The organism is Runella sp. CRIBMP, from assembly GCF_009905605.1.
Classification (GTDB): Bacteria; Bacteroidota; Bacteroidia; order Cytophagales; family Spirosomataceae; genus Runella.
In genome coordinates this window covers 102,677-118,879 of the sequence record NZ_JAAAKZ010000002.1, presented here as the reverse complement: position 1 = coordinate 118,879, position 16,203 = coordinate 102,677, and the positions used below count along the sequence as shown (strand labels likewise).

Below are 16,203 nucleotides of genomic sequence, written 5' to 3'. Positions count from 1 at the left end.
TTGTGGCGGGAGTCGGACTCGAACCGACGACCTCCGGGTTATGAGCCCGGCGAGCTACCACTGCTCTACCCCGCGATTCCGGTTATCTCGTTCTCCTAAACCCCTAACCGGCTTTGTCTATAATCCACTATTGTTTACATATGATAATACGATTCCTGCCCCCGTTGGGGGAACCTCCGACAGAGTACAGTTTCCCTTACCCACGCGGAGGGTATCCGCGTGGTTGGGGGTTGGTGCCCTTGGCAGGGCGATCTTCGTTGACGGCCAACTACCTGAATCCTTCGCTCAGGGCGCAACTGCACAGGTCCGACTTAGCATTTCCAAGAGTTTACCACAACTCAGGGGGTTTGGTCACGCATGACCTGCCCATTGGGGGATTTCCTCGGACTCATCCCCCCTGAAACCCACAGTGCAGCTGCCTTTACAGCCTTTTTGATACGGGTTGCTCTTCGGAGCGGAGTCGAACCGCCCAAATACTACTTTTCGAAAAGTATTTTGCCGGGCACTCATCCCTGCACAAAGCGGCAGGGCGAGTGTCACCGTCCTAAACCCTCTACTTTGATGAGCGCCCGACAGTCAGTTATTTACCACGTCCGCGAAAGAGCGGAGCCAACGCCAAAAATGCGATCACTATTATCCCTATCTCAAGTAGATGTTGCATGTATCAGCTAATTTTCTACCTTATATATATACCCGCAATTACAGCGCATTAATCTTTCACGTGAAGGTCCAGCGCCATGTAGCTATCCAGCGCCGCTTCGTATTGCTGACGCAGGAATGCTCGGTACAGGGCACCGCCCATGAGGTACTTTTTCCAACGCGGAGCATTATCATAATGCCAAATTTTTACACTCCAGTAGCCCATACGACCAAGGGCCGAATTGAGCCGTACGATGATGGTCTGCGCCCATACAGTATGCGCGGAAACTTGCTTCATATCAGGATTGGTTTTTAGTGGCGGCTTCTACTGCTTTTTTGGCTTCAAACACCCGCATCGTGGGCGTAATAGCAATGTATCTGGGCTCGGGCACAAAGGCAGCCCCATACCAAACCCGCGATTGTCGCACATGAATAAAGCCTTTTAGCTCTGGCTCCAGTCGGGGCATACCATCAGCGTTTTTTACCTCGGTGAGCTCTACCAGCAAGTAAAACTCGTGGTTGATTTCGGATTTAAACCAGTGCTTCATAATTCATCCCCTCCTTTCTTGCAGGTGCGCTTATGGCCACTGAGGGCCTGAGAGGTGCCAAAACGGCGGCCACAACTGCACTCAAATTGCGGTTTGAGAGTTACTTGGGCTTTAGGTGCAAAATACATCTGAAGAAACTGCGCCATGGTCATGCCAACGGCATCCAAATGGTTGCCCAGGATTCGGGTCATGGTACGGTTTAGATGAGCATCACCTGGGTACTTCATCATCTCTTCCATGCAATTGCGGGCCTCTTCCAGCCTGCGCGTAAGGCGATTATTGATGGGTATGAGATTGCTCATAGCTGTTTTTAGATTTTGAGTTTTTCCAACACAGTTTCAAAAACCGCCGAAAATCGCGATAGAGGTCTCCCAACAAATAGCAGGCAGTGATGAGCAGCACAATGAGCAGGCTAAAAGCGATAAACTGTAAGGTGAAGATCATGCGATACGACGTTTTGAACCAGATTCAATGTCCTGAAGCTTTTCGTAATGAGTAACTTTCCCAAAACGGATTTTATAGGCCCGAAGCAGGGCTTTTCGCTCATGCTTAATGAGTTTACCTTCCGAAAAGAAGGGTAGCCAGCCTTCCTTTCGCCAGTTACGTAGAGTAGTGAGTCCTACTTTTAAAACTGCGGCGGCCTCCTCCTCGGTCAAAATATCATCTTCTCGCAAGGCCGCGCGCAGTTGTTTCATTTCCTCAAACATGGCCTGCATGAGGTCAATGTCTTCGGAGGGTATGGCCAGAGTAGCGGTAAGCTGTGTCATGACTGTTTCTGTTTCGCCTGTAGGGCCGCATTACGTTGATTCAGAATCTGGGCTCTAACGGCATTGAGGTGATCCTCCAAAATGAATTCGAAGTTTGCACTTTCCACACAGCTGGAATTGTAATTGACATTAACCGTTACATCAATGCCTTCCAATTTTCCCATGTTTAATAGGGTGACAAAGGTTGCTTTAATCATGACTGTGGTAAGGTTTCGGATTTAGTGAACCAATCGGGTTGCTCTTTTTGAATTTTAGGAATCCAAATTTCCAATGCCGCCAATAAATCAGGGTCATCGGTTCTACCCAAGACTCCCATTGTCAATAGAGAGCCCCCCTCGGCAGAATCAAACTCTGGATATGCTACAAGAAAAGCGCTTCTCCAACCCCATAGACCTTTTACAACCGATAAAAGCTCTTTTATTCTTTCCTTCCGAAATATGCGCGCTTGCCGTCCAGGCCTGATTTTTCCTTGTGTATCCATGACAAAAACCGTTTGTTAGGAAATGTCTTGACACACCCCCTAATTTTCTCTATTTTCGATGATAATATTCAATGAAATATTTCATTAACAAATATCATTACAAATATTCCAATAACAAAAGAATATTCCTAATAACAAAAGGAATATTTTCTACTAATAATACTATTTAGAATAATTCTAATTTCATTAAATGGATAATAACACAATCGGAGATCGGGTAAGAAGCTTGAGAGGTCGAAAAACCTTAGCAGAGTTTGCCGAAAATCTAGGAGTTGGGGGTTCTCAAATATCGGCCATCGAAACAGGCCGAAGCAAAATGTCTTTCGAGTTGGCTGAGCGCATTTGTGATTTATACAATTGTACTATGGATTGGTTAATTAGAGGGGTTGGCACAAGGGAAGTTTCCGCTGAGCCAAAAGTTCAGGAAGCGGATAATGAATTTATTAAAATAAGAAAAGATGATTTGATTTTGCTACAGCAACAAGCTTTAAGAAACAAAGACGAACAGATTAATCAACTCCTAAAGCAGGTAGAATCGGCAAAAAATATTGAAGGTGTTGTTGACTAGGCCCAACTAAACGTAATTTTAAAATATACCTAAATACAAAAATATACCTAAAAATACTACCTAAACGAACCAAAAAGTTATCAAACGGTATCTAAACATATACCCATTAGTATTTTATATAAAATCATACTAACAGTTATATAGTTAAAGCCATTGACTCTTATCTTAAGAAAAAAAATAAGGAAGTTATCTCGCAACAAATTATGTTGAATCTACCGTTTGATAACTTTTCGATATTTGATGCGTAGTTTGGATAAGTATTTCACTTACTTCATGAGTTTGCTAAATCGACTTTAACAAACTCATTACTAGAATTTTAATTCGTTATTACCTATACTTCAACCTTATGAATACTGAGCTTGTACAAATTTTATACAGTACTGAAGAACTACGTAGTTGGAAAATCAAGCATATAGCCGAGATATACCATAAAGGCTTAAAGGAATTTAAAAGAATTACTGCTGATGAACGGTACATACTTGACAGTAAGGTGGAGGCCTATGTGGAAAAGCTTACTGAAAGATGGAACATTGTCAGTACAAAACAAAAGTTACTATCAACCAAAGAAGCTAACATATTAGAAGCTGAAATCAGGACTAAAGATGCTGTCAATAATTTAAAAAGGATTGAAAACCTACTAAAGTATACCCTAAATATCAATGACGCTGTAGACTGGGAACAAATAAAGGATAATTCAGAGTTTAAAAAGCCTCACCCCAAACATGAGCTAAAGGCACAATTAGCTAAAGTAAAAGCCCCTGATGAGCCCATTTATCAAACAAACTTTCCACGGATACCTATTGTAGAATCATTTAGCCCTCAGCTCACCTTTCTTGATAACCTCTTTAAATCTAGAAAAGAGAAGAAAATTCAAAAAGCAAATGAGCTTTTTGAGGCAGCAATGGTTCAGAGGAATATTGAATACCAACGGATTTCCGAAAAAAATGAGGCTTTAAAAAGAGACTATCAAAGAGCTTTAAACGCTTACAACTCAAAAGTTGAAACCCTAAAAAATGAATTTTCAAAAAAAACTATAGAGTGGGAAAAAGAAAAGGATGTATTCTATGAAATACAAAGCCTAAAAAATTCAAAAGTAGACATACTAAAAGAAAATTACTTTAAGGCTGACGAAGAGGCTATACATGAATACTGTGAGTTAGTGTTGAATAATTCTCAATATCCTGATGAGTTCCCCAAGTCTTTTGAATTGGACTACAATGGAGAAAATAAAATATTGATTGTTGAGTATACATTACCATCGATTGAAAACCTTCCTACTTTAAGTGAGGTAAAGTTTCTTCGTAATGAACTAAAGGAATACTTTATTTCCGAAACCCAGTTGCTGAAAATGTTTGATGTTACCATGTATAATATAACATTACGAACATTGCATGAACTCTTTGAAGCTGATGTTATCGGGGCAATTGAAGCTATATCATTTAACGGATGGGTAAATGCGATAAATAAAGCAACGGGTAAAGTTGAGAACAACTGTATTTTGTCAATCCAGGCGAAAAAATCTGAATTTCAACAAATCGACTTATCCCTGGTTGACCCGAAAGCATGTTTTAAAAACCTCAAAGGTGTGGGGAGCAGTAAGCTAAGCGGGCTTACTGCCGTTCAACCCATCATGCAAATTAATCGGAGCGATAAGAGATTCATCCATCACTATGATGTAGCCGGAAGTATAGATGACTCTACGAATTTAGCAGCAATGGATTGGGAAGACTTTGAACATTTAATACGGGAAATATTTTCTAAAGAGTTTAATTCAAATGGTGGAGAAGTAAAAGTTACTCAGGCCAGCAAAGATGGAGGCGTTGACGCAATCGCGTTTGATCCCGATCCAATCAGAGGCGGAAAAATTGTAATTCAGGCAAAAAGATATACAAACACTGTTGGAGTCTCCGCGGTCCGGGATCTTTATGGAACTGTAATGAATGAGGGAGCGACCAAAGGTATCCTAGTAACCACGGCTGACTATGGGCCTGATGCATATGATTTCGTAAAAGGAAAACCACTGACATTAATGAATGGTGCCAATCTTCTTTATTTACTTGAGAAGCATGGTCACAAAGCAAAGATTGATATTAAAGAAGCCAAAAAACTTTTAAAGTAATAATTTTTAAATGTATGGCAAAAACTCAAAGGAATTACGGAATGCTTGCTTCTTTAGATTGGAATTCAAATCTTTGGAAGGCCCCTTCTACCTTAAATGATCTCAATAATTCTGACTTTGGATTTGTTAATGAATTCGGCTTCACCTACACTTGCCTTAATTTTGGGCAGGATATTTTCCCTACAGACGCCGATGGTTTCTACTCAGGATTACTGCCTCACACATACTCAAGACCGGCTAATACTGAAAATTCAAAAGATGTTAAGATAGTATTTCTAAAATCAAAAAATTGGGAGGACGGCATTATCTACCTAATCGGCTTCTATGCATTTCCAATTTTAAAAAAAGGAAAGAAAAAATCCCCATTAATAGAAATATCTTATGATTTTGAAACTAATATCAAAGCTCTTCCAAAAGACATTCTTTTACTTGAAAATTATATAAACCTCTCAGCACACCCACAAATTCAGAAAGTTCTTCCCAAGGATAAGGAACAGGGTAAACAGGGTTTTAACTATCTAACAAAAAATAACGTTGAATTTATCCTAGATGAACTAAGTAGATTGAACCCTCAAAACACAAAATTAGCTTCAATTAAGTTTCGGATATTAAAAGCTTTGGGAAATGTTCCATAAATCAAATTGATCTCTTGACTAGAATAATTTACAATTATTCTGCAAGTCTTAAAGGATTTCTCCTTTGACTACTACAAACCAACTTATCACTAGCCTAAAACCATGACAAAAGTTAAAGAAGAAGAAATCCCTGCACCTCAAGAAACAAAAATATTTAACCAAGTTTGTGGCATCATCATGCCAATTGCTGAATTGGACGGCTGCTCTGAAAATCACTGGCTGGAGGTTAGAAGTATCTTGACTGAAGCTATAGAAGGTGCTGGTTTTAGGGCTAACTTAGTGAGCAATGCAGAAGATATTGGCGTAATTCAAAAGAGAATCATTGAAAATCTTTACAGTAACCCTATTGTTGTGTGTGATGTGAGCGCTAAAAATGCCAATGTAATGTTTGAGCTAGGGCTTCGTTTAGCCTTCGATAAGCCTACTATTATTGTAAAGGATGACAAAACAAACTATAGCTTTGATACTTCTCCTATTGAACACCTTACCTATCCAAGGGATTTGAGGTTTAGTAGAATTGTGGAATTCAAGCGACAATTAACCGATAAAATAGTTCAAACCATCAAAAAAGCAAATAATGACCCTGATTATAGCACTTTTTTAAAACATTTCGGAGCCTTCAAAGTACCTAAAATTGATACCCAAGAAGTTTCTAAAGACGATTACCTAATTGAACAGGTGAAAAATTTAACTGAATTAATACTAAATATCAACAAACCCATTCAGCAAATAGAAACAACAAAGGAAAGTGATAGGAATAGGGTTGGACAAATTATTATACATTGTGACCCTATTTCAAATGAATATTTTGAATTTATTGAGTTACTAAAAGGAATTTCAGGTTTAACAATCCATAGAATTTCAAATTCAGGTAACCAAAATACTATTTTGGTGAAATTTAAGGATATAGAAGATTTTAATGTAGCTCAAAGACTAGCAATAAAGTATTCAATTTAAAAGAATTGTTACACAGACGTTACACACAATTTTAAATTAAAATTATTAAATACCAGTTAATTAGCTACTTACATATGCTTTCTTGTAGTCCAAATGGAATCACTTTTCTGACTCGCTACGATTCATTTTGGCTTCGAATGTTACAGAGAAGTTACAGAGATATTTTTTCAAACTTACTTAATATACAGGTAATTAGATACTTATGAAGATAGTTTTGTAGTCCAAATGGGATCACATTTCTGACTCGTTACGATTCATTACGATTTAAAAAGTGCCTTTAAAATCAATTAAAGGCACTTTTTGTATATTTACGTATCGCCACGCGTCGCCACGAATCAGAAAATGTTACACAGAAAGTTACACAAATGGACAGTATAACCTTCTCCTATGTATTGCACAGTCATGTATTGGCTGACGGGACCCAAAAAATCCTTCTCCGTATTACTCAGAATCGTACCCATAAATATGTAGATATAGGTTATTCCATTAAAGCCGAAGAGTGGAACAAAGAAAAAAAGGAGGTAAGAAAAAGCCACCGGCTTTCCGCAGAAATCAAAATGGTCATGGATGCCAGGCTCATCGAAGCCAAACAAACCTATCTTAAATCCAAAAGCCAGGATCTACCAATTACCTCAAAAGAGATTAAGCGCACGTTGAAACGGGAGCTCGTCGGTGACAGTTTTCTGGACTATGCTGATAACTACATCAAGAATCTTGCAAACGGCGGCACTATCCTCAGCCGCGAAAGCATGATTAACAAACTCAAGGAGCATCTGGGCAAGAGCCGTGATGGGCGTCAGAATGATCTGCTGTTTCCAGAGGTCACTTATAAGTTTCTGAAGAACTACGAGCGGTACCTTAAAAAGCTCGGCAACGGGGTTAATACCTGTGCTGACCGCTAAGCTGGGGTAAAGCCTGAAATTTTCAATACCGATCAAGGCAGCCAATTTACCTCAAATGACTTTACTGAAGTATTGATTAAGAAAGAAATTTTGGTTTCAATGGATGGAAAAGGACGGGCTTTAGATAATGTTTTTGTTGAAAGATTTTGGAGAACCATTAACCGGGTGGCCGGAGCCAAACGAATACATTTATCTGCATGAATTTAATGACGGAAAAACTCTATTTGAAGGCCTCCTTGAATTTATACAATTCTATAACTTTGAGCGAAAGCATCAATCATTGCTTTATTTAACACCTAATCAAGTCTTCAATGAACGATTACCGATAACTAAAAATAGTACAAAATTGAACAAAATGTAGTACACTTATACATATTAGCTATTTTGTCCAGTTAATGGGGTACACCATAGCTTATCTTAAGAATTTTTGCCTGCGTTAATAAAAAGCAAAAATATAACGAAAATTATATGACTACTCTTGTTTAAATCATAGAAATCGGACCGCTGGAAATCTATTTAATCTGAATTGTTGATTACATTTGGGGAGAGAATTCAGATTGACAAACTTGAAATTAAATGCTGACACAGTTCAGTGAAAACTCTCGGATGAGGCAATTCAATTGGTCAGAATGGCCGCTTAGGCAGCTATTCTACATACGTTCGTACACCCAAACCAGACTACCCTGTTTAAATTCATGCAATCACATCTTTACTCAACGTGTTGTGTAGAACTCACTGTCTACAAAGAAACATTTCGCCCCAACCACTGGCTCCAACAAATGGCCAGTATTTTCTTTCTCATATTTTGGGTGATGCTGGGGCATGCACAAACACCTACCATCACCTCCTTTACGCCCGTTTCTGGTTCGATAGGTACATTGGTCACCATCACCGGTACCAACCTCAGCTCGCCTACTGTTCTCAGCATAGGAGGCGTTGTCGCCATTCCTGTTTCCAACAATGGCACTACCTTAGTAGCCATGGTCATGCCCGGTGCAAGTACTTCCTCAATTTCTGTGACCACCGCGGGGGGCACTGCCACTAGTGGCAGCAGTTTTACGGTAACGTCTACGCCTTTCCCCGGCACACAACAGGGAAACAAGTTGGTAGGAACGAGTAACTCAGGTGCTGCCCGGCAAGGTTATTCAGTTGCCCTTTCTGCCGATGGCAATACGGCGATTGTGGGGGGGGATACGGATAACAGCAATCAAGGTGCAGTATGGGTGTACACCCGCTCTGGCAGCACATGGACACAACAGGGAAGCAAGTTGGTAGGAACGGGTGGTTCAAATAATGCCCAACAAGGTGTTTCAGTTGCCCTTTCTGCCGATGGCAATACGGCCATGGTGGGGGGGTATACGGATAACAGCAATCAAGGTGCAGCATGGGTGTACACCCGCTCTGGCAGCACATGGACTCAACAGGGAAGCAAGTTGGTAGGAACGGGTGGTTCAAGTAATGCCCAACAAGGTGTTTCAGTTGCCCTTTCTGCCGATGGCAATACGGCCATGGTGGGGGGATATAGAGATAACGGTACCCAAGGAGCGGCATGGGTGTACACCCGCTCTGGCGGCACATGGACTCAACAAGGTAACAAGTTGGTAGGAACGGGTAGTTCAGGTGCTGCACAACAAGGTATTTCAGTTGCTCTTTCAGCCGATGGCAACACGGCTATTGTGGGGGGGAATGTGGATAACAGCTTTCAAGGTTCGGCATGGGTGTACACCCGCAGTGGTAGTACATGGACACAACAAGAAAGTAAGTTGGTTGGAACGGGTAGTTCAGGTGCTGCACAACAAGGTATTTCAGTTGCTCTTTCAGCCGATGGCAACACGGCTATTGTGGGGGGATATGGGGATAACAGCCTTCAAGGTGCAGCATGGGTTTACACCCGTAGTGGCGGGGCATGGACTCAACAAGGCAACAAGTTGGTAGGAACGGATAATACAGGTGCTGCCCTACAAGGTTGTTCAGTATCTCTCTCTGCCGATGGCAATAAAGCAATGGTGGGGGGATATGGGGATAACAGCTTTAAAGGTGCGGCATGGGCTTTCACCCGCTCTGGCAGCACATGGACACAACAGGGGAGTAAGTTAGTTGGAACGGGTAATACAGGTTCTGCCTACCAAGGTAATTCAGTTGCCCTTTCTGCCGATGGAAATACAGCTATCGTGGGGGGATTTCAGGATAACAGTGGTCAAGGTGCGGCATGGGTATTTATACCTCCTCCCACCATCACCTCCTTTACGCCTGTATCTGGTTCGGTAGGTACATTGGTCACCATCACCGGTACCAACCTCAGCACACCCACTGCCCTCAGCATAGGAGGTGTGGCTGCCATTCCTGTTTCCAACGATGGCACTACCCTAGTAGCGATGGTCATGCCTGGTGCACAAACTGGCTCAGTTTCTGTGACCACCGCAGGGGGTAGCGCCACCAGTGGCAGCAGTTTTACGGTAACGCCTACCCCTTACCCCAGCACACAACAGGGAAGTAAGTTGGTGGGAACGGGTGGTTCAGGTGCTGCCCGACAAGGTATTTCAGTTGCCCTTTCTGCCGATGGCAATACGGCCTTGGTAGGGGGAATTATCGATAACAGCGGTCAAGGCGCAGTATGGGTTTACACCCGCTCTGGTGGGGTATGGACACAACAAGGGAGCAAGTTGGTAGGAACGGGTGGTTCAAGTAATGCCCAACAAGGTTTTTCAGTTGCTATTTCTGCTGATGGCAATACGGCGATCGTGGGGGGAAATAACGATAACAGCGGTCGAGGGGCATCGTGGGTTTTCGCCCGCTCTGGCGGCACATGGACTCAACAGGGGAGCAAGTTGGTTGGTACGGGGGCGCAAAATGGCGACTATGGTGCCTCCCAAGGTAATTCAGTTGCCCTTTCTGCCGATGGTAATACGGCGATCGTGGGGGGAAAAGGGGATAACAGCAATCAAGGTGCGGCATGGGTTTACACCCGTAGTGGCGGGGCATGGACACAACAAGGCAATAAATTAGTAGGTACAGGTTCAGGTGCTGGCCGACAAGGTAATTCAGTTGCCCTTTCTGCCGATGGCAATACGGCCATCGTGGGGGGAGATGGGGATAACAGCAATAAAGGTGCGGCATGGGTTTACACCCGTAATGGCGGGGCATGGACACAACAAGGCAATAAATTAGTAGGTACAGGTTCAGGCTTACAATTACAAGGTTCTTCAGTTGCCCTTTCAGCCGATGGCAATACGGCGATCGTGGGGGGAATTTGGGATAACAGCAGTCAAGGTGCGGCATGGGTTTACACCCGTAGTGGCGGGGCATGGACACAACAAGGCAATAAATTAGTAGGAACGGGTGGTTCAGGTGCTGCCCAAGGTAGTTCAGTTGCCCTTTCAGCCGATGGCAATACGGCGATGGTGGGGGGATATGGGGATAACAGCAGTCAAGGTGCGGTATGGGTGTACACCCGCTCTGCCGGCACTTGGACACAACAGGGGAGCAAGATGGTAGGAACGGGTGGTTCAAATGATGCCCAACAAGGTTGGTCAGTTGCTCTTTCTGCCAATGGCAATACGGCGATGGTGGGGGGATTTGGGGATAACAGCCAACAAGGTGCGGCATGGGTGTTTGTACCTGCCCCGCCGTCTCCACCTACCCTCACCACCTTTACGCCCGCCTCTGGTTCGGTAGGTACATTAGTAACCATCACCGGCACCAACCTTAGCTCTTCTACTGCCCTCAGCATAGGAGGCGTGGCCGCTATTCCTGTTTCTAATAATGGCACGACCTTAGCAGCCATAGTCATGCCCGGGGCAACCACGGGTACGGTCTCTTTAACCACCGCAGGGGGTAGTGCCACCAGTGGCAGCAATTTTACGGTAACGCCTACGCCTTTCCCTAGCTCCCAACAGGGAAGCAAGTTGGAAGGAGCGGAGGCGGTTGGTGATAACTCCCAACAAGGTTGGTCAGTTGCTCTTTCTGCCGATGGCAATACGGCGATTGTGGGGGGATATAGGGATAACAGCCTTCAAGGTGCGGCATGGGTGTACACTCGTAGTGGCAGCACTTGGGCCCAACAAGGTAACAAGTTGGTTGGTACGGGTGCGGTTGGTGGTGCCCAACAAGGTTCTTCAGTGGCCCTTTCTGCCGATGGCAATACGGCCTTGGTAGGGGGAAATAACGATAACAGCGGTCAAGGCGCAGTATGGGTTTACACCCGCTCTGACGGCACTTGGACCCAACAGGGCGGCAAGTTGGTGGGAACGGGGGCGGTTGGTAGTAACGTCCAACAAGGTGAGTCTGTTGCCGTTTCTGCCGATGGCAATACGGTGATAGTGGGGGGATTGGGGGATAACAGCAACCAAGGGGCGGCATGGGTGTACACCCGCAGTGGCGGCACTTGGACACAACAAGGCAACAAGTTGGTTGGTACGGGTGCGGTTGGTGGTGCCCAACAAGGTTCTTCAGTGGCCCTTTCTGCCGATGGCAATACGGCGATGGTGGGGGGATGGACGGATAACGACAATAAAGGTGCGGCATGGGTGTACACCCGTAGTGGCGGCACTTGGACACAACGAGGCAACAAGTTAGTAGGAACGGGGGCGGTTGGCAGCTGGGTCTTCCAAGGTATTTCAGTAGCCCTTTCTGCCGATGGTAATACCGCGATGGTAGGGGGAAGAGGAGATAACAGCTTTCGAGGTGCGGCATGGGTGTTTATTACCCCACCCCCTACTATCACTGCCGCTGGCACGCTTACGGCTTTTACCACCTGTGCGGGTACAGCCTCGGCAGCACAGAGTTTTACCGTTAGTGGAGCAAATCTAACCGCAAACCTTGTGCTAACGGGCCCAACGGGATTTGAGGTTTCTACCGCATTAGGAAGTAGCTATGGAAGTAGCGTTTCTTTAACGCCAACTTCTGGTACAGTCAGCACCACTACAATTTATGTCCGTTTGGCTTCAACTGCAACCGGCTCTCCTTCGGGTAATGTGACCTGTACTTCCAGCGGGGCTACTACCCAAATCGTCGCAGCGACTGGAGTGGTATTTCAACTCTCTCAAACAGTGACAAGCAATATCACATCGGGAACGGTGGTCATTACGGCCAATCAAATCACGGCTACTAACCAAATCTCCAATGCCAATGTGACCTACAACGCAGGGCTATCGGTGACGCTGCTGCCAGGTTTTCAGGTCACAGGAAATACCTTCAAGGCACAGATTGGAGGTGGTTGTAATTGAGAGTTTGGACGGGCAATGGAATACGGAGAATGAAGAATGGGACACCCGGAAAATGTACAATGAAAACGGTAAACGGAACGGACATTTTTCGTAATTCTTCCAAAGTGGTGTTGTTAACCATGATAGACGAAACAGGGTCTTTGGTATCGACAAAAACAGCTCGGCCCAGGTTTCTTTACCAGTGTAAAATGATGCAAAAAGAGCCACCGAATGATGACAAAGTAGTCCAAGTGTGGATAAGTTCAGAGCGATAAAAATGGGAAGTTTGTAGGGAATAAAAACTCTTACAAACATGGCCAATAATCGCATCAGAATGAAACAACTTCATACACTCATTACCTACCTAGTAAGCGGCCGGAGCAAGCGATGGATAGCTCGCAGCTTAGGGATATCGCCTAAAACGGTAGACACCTATTTGGGATATTTGCATTCAGAAATAGGATCTGATCTAAGCGAGTTATTGATCTGGGATGAAGAGGCCCTTTTCCGTTTAGTTAAACGTCTGGACAGCCCGACCACTCATCAGGAATTAGAGTTGCTTTTTCCCCTTTACCAAAAAGAGTTTCAAAAGGTGTCGATAGCCTTTACCTGATGCAAAGCCACGCCCAAGGCGCTTTTCCCTTGTATTACTTTCCGCACAAAATCACTTATTGGTGGCCATCGCTACCCTCGAAGGCAACTACCAATGGGCCATGAAGTCGGCGCGGAAGGTGGCAGAAAACACCCACAAAAAATTGATGGCTGATCCCGCCTGGGCTACACTTCAGCATTACTATAGCGTTCCTTATCATGTGGCAATCAAATTTTCAAAATGGGATGAGCTACTCCGCATGTGTCAGTCCGACACCGTTCGGCTCAAATATCCGACCGCTATTCGTCACTACGCCCGGGGAATGGCTTTGGCTAGCAAACACCAACTGGTACAGGCGAAAACAGAACTCCAACAACTCGAAAAACAAATGGCTGACCCTGACATCGCCAAACTGACCATTAGTGGAATCAATCACATGACTGCCATCCTCAAAATAGCCCGTCAAGTCTTGAAAGCAGAAATTTTGGTGCAGGAAGGGCAACTTGCTTCGGCCATCAAAATGTTACGAGAAGCCGTCGTGATGGAAGATGCCTTGAATTATCAAGAACCCCCAGATTGGTTCTTTTCGGTTCGCCATCATTTGGGTGCGGCGCTTCTAAAAGCCAAAAGTTACGATGAGGCGGCAAACGTATATAATGATGATTTAGTGGTATTTCCGCGCAATGGTTGGGCGTTGGCGGGACTTCATGAGGCACAGATCAATATGGGAGCCGTTGAAGAGGCAAAAAAAACACGAACATTTTTGAATGATGCTTGGAAATGGGCTGATAAAGAATTGAAATCAAAAATGCTGAACGATTTTTAGACTTTATTAGGATTATACCTGAAATCAAATCAACATTTTTAAGTACCAAAAATCAGGCCTTAGACCACATAATTATATGATTATTAACAATCTAACATTGTAATTTTTCAAGCTAATTACCCATGCCTTTGTAAATTAAAGAACGGGATTGCTAAAATACCTCCCAGATAAATCCCGTCAGTTTTCGAAGCAAAAAATACGCTCATCAGAAATGAAAGAACCCGTATGGCATCGCCACACGGGTTTCTTTAATATACTCAACGTTATGAAAATAAAATAAATTATTTCACTTATTCAAATATAGTGAATTATACCTAAAATGTAAAAAAAATCTTTAACGAAATTTTTAGCTACTGCATTTTTACACCTATTTCGTTGATTTTCTAACGTATAGCGCCCTACCACTCGCATTATTTTATGCCTAATACATCTAGCCAAAAGTAAAATTTTTATAGTCCTTAAAGGACCATACTCCGTTAAAGTAGAATTGTAATTTCTCTACAAAATCGTCTTTCGTTTCCCATAACCAGCTTCGTATTCATGCAAAATCTCCCAAAGTTGAGCTTTATTATGCAGACGGGCAGGCAAAGATGCCCCAGCATTTGTATATACATTTAGGATATTGAAACATCCTTATAGATGACAGTTTTTTTACCAAAAAAATGCTGCGTAATAGGCAAGTAGTAATTACCTCACAAGAAAGAACCAAAAATAGATACCAAAAGTATATTTTATATACCAATAAGAAAATTCAAGCTACTAATGTTACTAATGCCCAATACATTTCGGTTGAATTACGGCCTATAGATTCCCCTAACAGCGCATATCCTATATTGAAAATTTTAAAATTAACTCGGTAACTCACTCACTTTCAGGTATAAATACACCTATATGACTATTTATCCACTTTTTGGCACAAAAATTGCCACTGTTTCAACAACCATTGCTTACAAAAGTATACTAAAGTTACCCCCTTATGAAAATAGCCTATTACCTAAATCAAGGAAGGCAAAAAAATCTATACTGCCAGATCATTGACGATACTGATAAAGTTTCCTTTTCACTGAATCAAACGATTATTGAGGAAGAATGGCATTCTTCAAAAGAAAGAAGCCCCCACACTGAGTCTTACTTTGTAATGCTCACTAACCTCAACAAATACCTGTTAACAAAGTACAGTGAATTGAAAAAAACCGAAAATCAGGGCGTACTTAAAATGCTAAAAACAAATGTCAAGACCCTTATTGACGTGAAGGGCATCGAAAGTATTTCTAATACAATGGGCAAAAAAGGACCAAACCAAACCGAGATTCCTCCAATCAGTCACTTTGAACTTGCCTTCCAACGCTATTCAGGACTGAAAAAAGGAGAATTCAGGACCATAGAAAAAGAAGACAAGGTATATTTTCGCACCAACGAAAATAGCATATACACGATTGATACCTACCCAGGACTTACCAATCGCTTGACTTCGTTAATTCAGAATCGTGCTTATCAACACCTCCGTAAAACAACTGACGAAAGCATTTGGAATGCCGTTTTTGAAGGAATAAAAGTCGACAAGCAAACCCTATTGGCCAAATTACAACAAGAATTAGAAATCTTTCGACAGCATTTACCCCATGAAGAGCGCTTAAAAATAGACCATTTAGCCCAGCAAAAATTTCTTGATAATTTTAGCTCATTCAAAACAAGTTATCAAGGGATAAAATCTTGTGCATCCTCGGCGTGTTCATTAGAGAGGCCCCTTTTATTTCCGCTGATTGTTTTAGCTCTGATGAATTACTCCAATCCCGCTATATTTTATGAACAATATTGCGCCATTGAATTTAGCGGAGAAGAATGGGAAGGAATTATAACAGATGAAAACGAGGGGGAACATCCAACGTTATTTTTTATAAAAACGGTTGATCTGTTTTAAATCTATCCGTTAAAAATGGTCCCTACAACTACCTAATCAGCCCT

At 42.9% G+C, this 16,203-nt stretch carries 17 protein-coding genes and 1 tRNA gene; 10 read left to right on the top strand and 8 right to left on the bottom strand.

All coding sequences use genetic code 11. The features are described from left to right. Positions 1–3 precede the first annotated feature (3 nt). From GVN20_RS05580 to GVN20_RS05545, 8 genes are all read right to left on the bottom strand, one after another. A tRNA-Met gene (locus GVN20_RS05580) sits at positions 4–75 on the bottom strand. 634 nt (positions 76–709) lie between these two features. Next, positions 710–937, bottom strand: coding sequence for a hypothetical protein (locus tag GVN20_RS05575; protein WP_166557393.1), 228 nt, complete (start codon positions 935–937; stop codon positions 710–712). Position 938: 1 nt separating this feature from the next. Continuing rightward, positions 939–1,187 (bottom strand): hypothetical protein, encoded by a 249-nt coding sequence (locus GVN20_RS05570; protein WP_166557392.1) that lies wholly within the window; start codon positions 1,185–1,187, stop codon positions 939–941. After that, entirely contained in the window at positions 1,184–1,489 is a 306-nt protein-coding gene (locus GVN20_RS05565; protein WP_166557391.1) for a C2H2-type zinc finger protein, read from the bottom strand. Before GVN20_RS05565 ends, GVN20_RS05570 begins: the two co-directional genes overlap by 4 nt. Next, on the bottom strand, positions 1,464–1,631 hold the full coding sequence (locus GVN20_RS05560) for a hypothetical protein (protein ID WP_166557390.1): 168 nt from the start codon (positions 1,629–1,631) through the stop codon (positions 1,464–1,466). The genes GVN20_RS05565 and GVN20_RS05560 overlap by 26 nt, the downstream gene beginning before the upstream one ends. Continuing rightward, the gene (locus GVN20_RS05555) at positions 1,628–1,954 is read right to left on the bottom strand and encodes a helix-turn-helix domain-containing protein (protein WP_166557389.1); all 327 of its coding nucleotides are present in this window, start codon (positions 1,952–1,954) and stop codon (positions 1,628–1,630) included. Before GVN20_RS05555 ends, GVN20_RS05560 begins: the two co-directional genes overlap by 4 nt. Beyond that, on the bottom strand, positions 1,951–2,151 hold the full coding sequence (locus GVN20_RS05550; RefSeq protein ID WP_166557388.1) for a hypothetical protein: 201 nt from the start codon (positions 2,149–2,151) through the stop codon (positions 1,951–1,953). The genes GVN20_RS05555 and GVN20_RS05550 overlap by 4 nt, the downstream gene beginning before the upstream one ends. Beyond that, positions 2,148–2,435 carry a hypothetical protein gene (locus GVN20_RS05545; protein ID WP_166557387.1) on the bottom strand — a complete coding sequence of 96 codons (288 nt, stop codon included), beginning with the start codon at positions 2,433–2,435 and terminating at the stop codon, positions 2,148–2,150. Before GVN20_RS05545 ends, GVN20_RS05550 begins: the two co-directional genes overlap by 4 nt. Before the next feature lie 190 nt (positions 2,436–2,625). On the opposite strand from GVN20_RS05545, the gene GVN20_RS05540 reads away from it, so the two are divergent. The 10 genes from GVN20_RS05540 to GVN20_RS05495 all read left to right on the top strand — a co-directional run bounded on the left by GVN20_RS05540 (position 2,626) and on the right by GVN20_RS05495 (position 16,159). After that, a complete protein-coding gene (locus GVN20_RS05540; protein WP_166557386.1) occupies positions 2,626–3,003 on the top strand; it encodes a helix-turn-helix domain-containing protein in 378 nt (125 codons plus the stop codon). A 346-nt stretch (positions 3,004–3,349) separates the two neighbouring features. Continuing rightward, positions 3,350–5,122 (top strand): restriction endonuclease, encoded by a 1,773-nt coding sequence (locus tag GVN20_RS05535; RefSeq protein ID WP_166557385.1) that lies wholly within the window; start codon positions 3,350–3,352, stop codon positions 5,120–5,122. Positions 5,123–5,136: 14 nt separating this feature from the next. Then, positions 5,137–5,757, top strand: a complete 621-nt coding sequence (locus GVN20_RS05530; RefSeq protein WP_166557384.1) for a hypothetical protein — start codon at positions 5,137–5,139, stop codon at positions 5,755–5,757. 102 nt (positions 5,758–5,859) lie between these two features. Further along, positions 5,860–6,714 carry a hypothetical protein gene (locus GVN20_RS05525; protein ID WP_206023208.1) on the top strand — a complete coding sequence of 285 codons (855 nt, stop codon included), beginning with the start codon at positions 5,860–5,862 and terminating at the stop codon, positions 6,712–6,714. A 365-nt stretch (positions 6,715–7,079) separates the two neighbouring features. After that, positions 7,080–7,616 carry a phage integrase SAM-like domain-containing protein gene (locus GVN20_RS05520; RefSeq protein WP_166557383.1) on the top strand — a complete coding sequence of 179 codons (537 nt, stop codon included), beginning with the start codon at positions 7,080–7,082 and terminating at the stop codon, positions 7,614–7,616. A 127-nt stretch (positions 7,617–7,743) separates the two neighbouring features. Next, a complete protein-coding gene (locus GVN20_RS30095; RefSeq protein WP_409033835.1) occupies positions 7,744–7,977 on the top strand; it encodes an IS3 family transposase in 234 nt (77 codons plus the stop codon). 334 nt (positions 7,978–8,311) lie between these two features. Continuing rightward, entirely contained in the window at positions 8,312–12,841 is a 4,530-nt protein-coding gene (locus tag GVN20_RS05510; RefSeq protein ID WP_166557382.1) for an IPT/TIG domain-containing protein, read from the top strand. Between the two features lie 292 nt (positions 12,842–13,133). Continuing rightward, the gene (locus tag GVN20_RS05505; RefSeq protein WP_166557381.1) at positions 13,134–13,433 is read left to right on the top strand and encodes a hypothetical protein; all 300 of its coding nucleotides are present in this window, start codon (positions 13,134–13,136) and stop codon (positions 13,431–13,433) included. Between the two features lie 61 nt (positions 13,434–13,494). Further along, complete coding sequence (locus GVN20_RS05500; protein WP_166557380.1) at positions 13,495–14,238, top strand: M48 family metallopeptidase; 744 nt, start codon at positions 13,495–13,497, stop codon at positions 14,236–14,238. Between the two features lie 976 nt (positions 14,239–15,214). Beyond that, positions 15,215–16,159, top strand: a complete 945-nt coding sequence (locus GVN20_RS05495) for a hypothetical protein (RefSeq protein ID WP_206023207.1) — start codon at positions 15,215–15,217, stop codon at positions 16,157–16,159. Positions 16,160–16,203: the final 44 nt, after the last annotated feature.

What these genes read in the sequence shown, in the direction of transcription:
- GVN20_RS05575 (WP_166557393.1), bottom strand. Translation starts at nt 937, where the DNA reads ATGAAGCAAGTTTCCGCGCATACTGTATGGGCGCAGACCATCATCGTA.
- GVN20_RS05570 (WP_166557392.1), bottom strand. Translation starts at nt 1,187, where the DNA reads ATGAAGCACTGGTTTAAATCCGAAATCAACCACGAGTTTTACTTGCTG.
- GVN20_RS05565 (WP_166557391.1), bottom strand. Translation starts at nt 1,489, where the DNA reads ATGAGCAATCTCATACCCATCAATAATCGCCTTACGCGCAGGCTGGAA.
- GVN20_RS05560 (WP_166557390.1), bottom strand. Translation starts at nt 1,631, where the DNA reads ATGATCTTCACCTTACAGTTTATCGCTTTTAGCCTGCTCATTGTGCTG.
- GVN20_RS05555 (WP_166557389.1), bottom strand. Translation starts at nt 1,954, where the DNA reads ATGACACAGCTTACCGCTACTCTGGCCATACCCTCCGAAGACATTGAC.
- GVN20_RS05550 (WP_166557388.1), bottom strand. Translation starts at nt 2,151, where the DNA reads ATGATTAAAGCAACCTTTGTCACCCTATTAAACATGGGAAAATTGGAA.
- GVN20_RS05545 (WP_166557387.1), bottom strand. Translation starts at nt 2,435, where the DNA reads ATGGATACACAAGGAAAAATCAGGCCTGGACGGCAAGCGCGCATATTT.
- GVN20_RS05540 (WP_166557386.1), top strand. Translation starts at nt 2,626, where the DNA reads ATGGATAATAACACAATCGGAGATCGGGTAAGAAGCTTGAGAGGTCGA.
- GVN20_RS05535 (WP_166557385.1), top strand. Translation starts at nt 3,350, where the DNA reads ATGAATACTGAGCTTGTACAAATTTTATACAGTACTGAAGAACTACGT.
- GVN20_RS05530 (WP_166557384.1), top strand. Translation starts at nt 5,137, where the DNA reads ATGGCAAAAACTCAAAGGAATTACGGAATGCTTGCTTCTTTAGATTGG.
- GVN20_RS05525 (WP_206023208.1), top strand. Translation starts at nt 5,860, where the DNA reads ATGACAAAAGTTAAAGAAGAAGAAATCCCTGCACCTCAAGAAACAAAA.
- GVN20_RS05520 (WP_166557383.1), top strand. Translation starts at nt 7,080, where the DNA reads ATGGACAGTATAACCTTCTCCTATGTATTGCACAGTCATGTATTGGCT.
- GVN20_RS30095 (WP_409033835.1), top strand. Translation starts at nt 7,744, where the DNA reads ATGTTTTTGTTGAAAGATTTTGGAGAACCATTAACCGGGTGGCCGGAG.
- GVN20_RS05510 (WP_166557382.1), top strand. Translation starts at nt 8,312, where the DNA reads ATGCAATCACATCTTTACTCAACGTGTTGTGTAGAACTCACTGTCTAC.
- GVN20_RS05505 (WP_166557381.1), top strand. Translation starts at nt 13,134, where the DNA reads ATGGCCAATAATCGCATCAGAATGAAACAACTTCATACACTCATTACC.
- GVN20_RS05495 (WP_206023207.1), top strand. Translation starts at nt 15,215, where the DNA reads ATGAAAATAGCCTATTACCTAAATCAAGGAAGGCAAAAAAATCTATAC.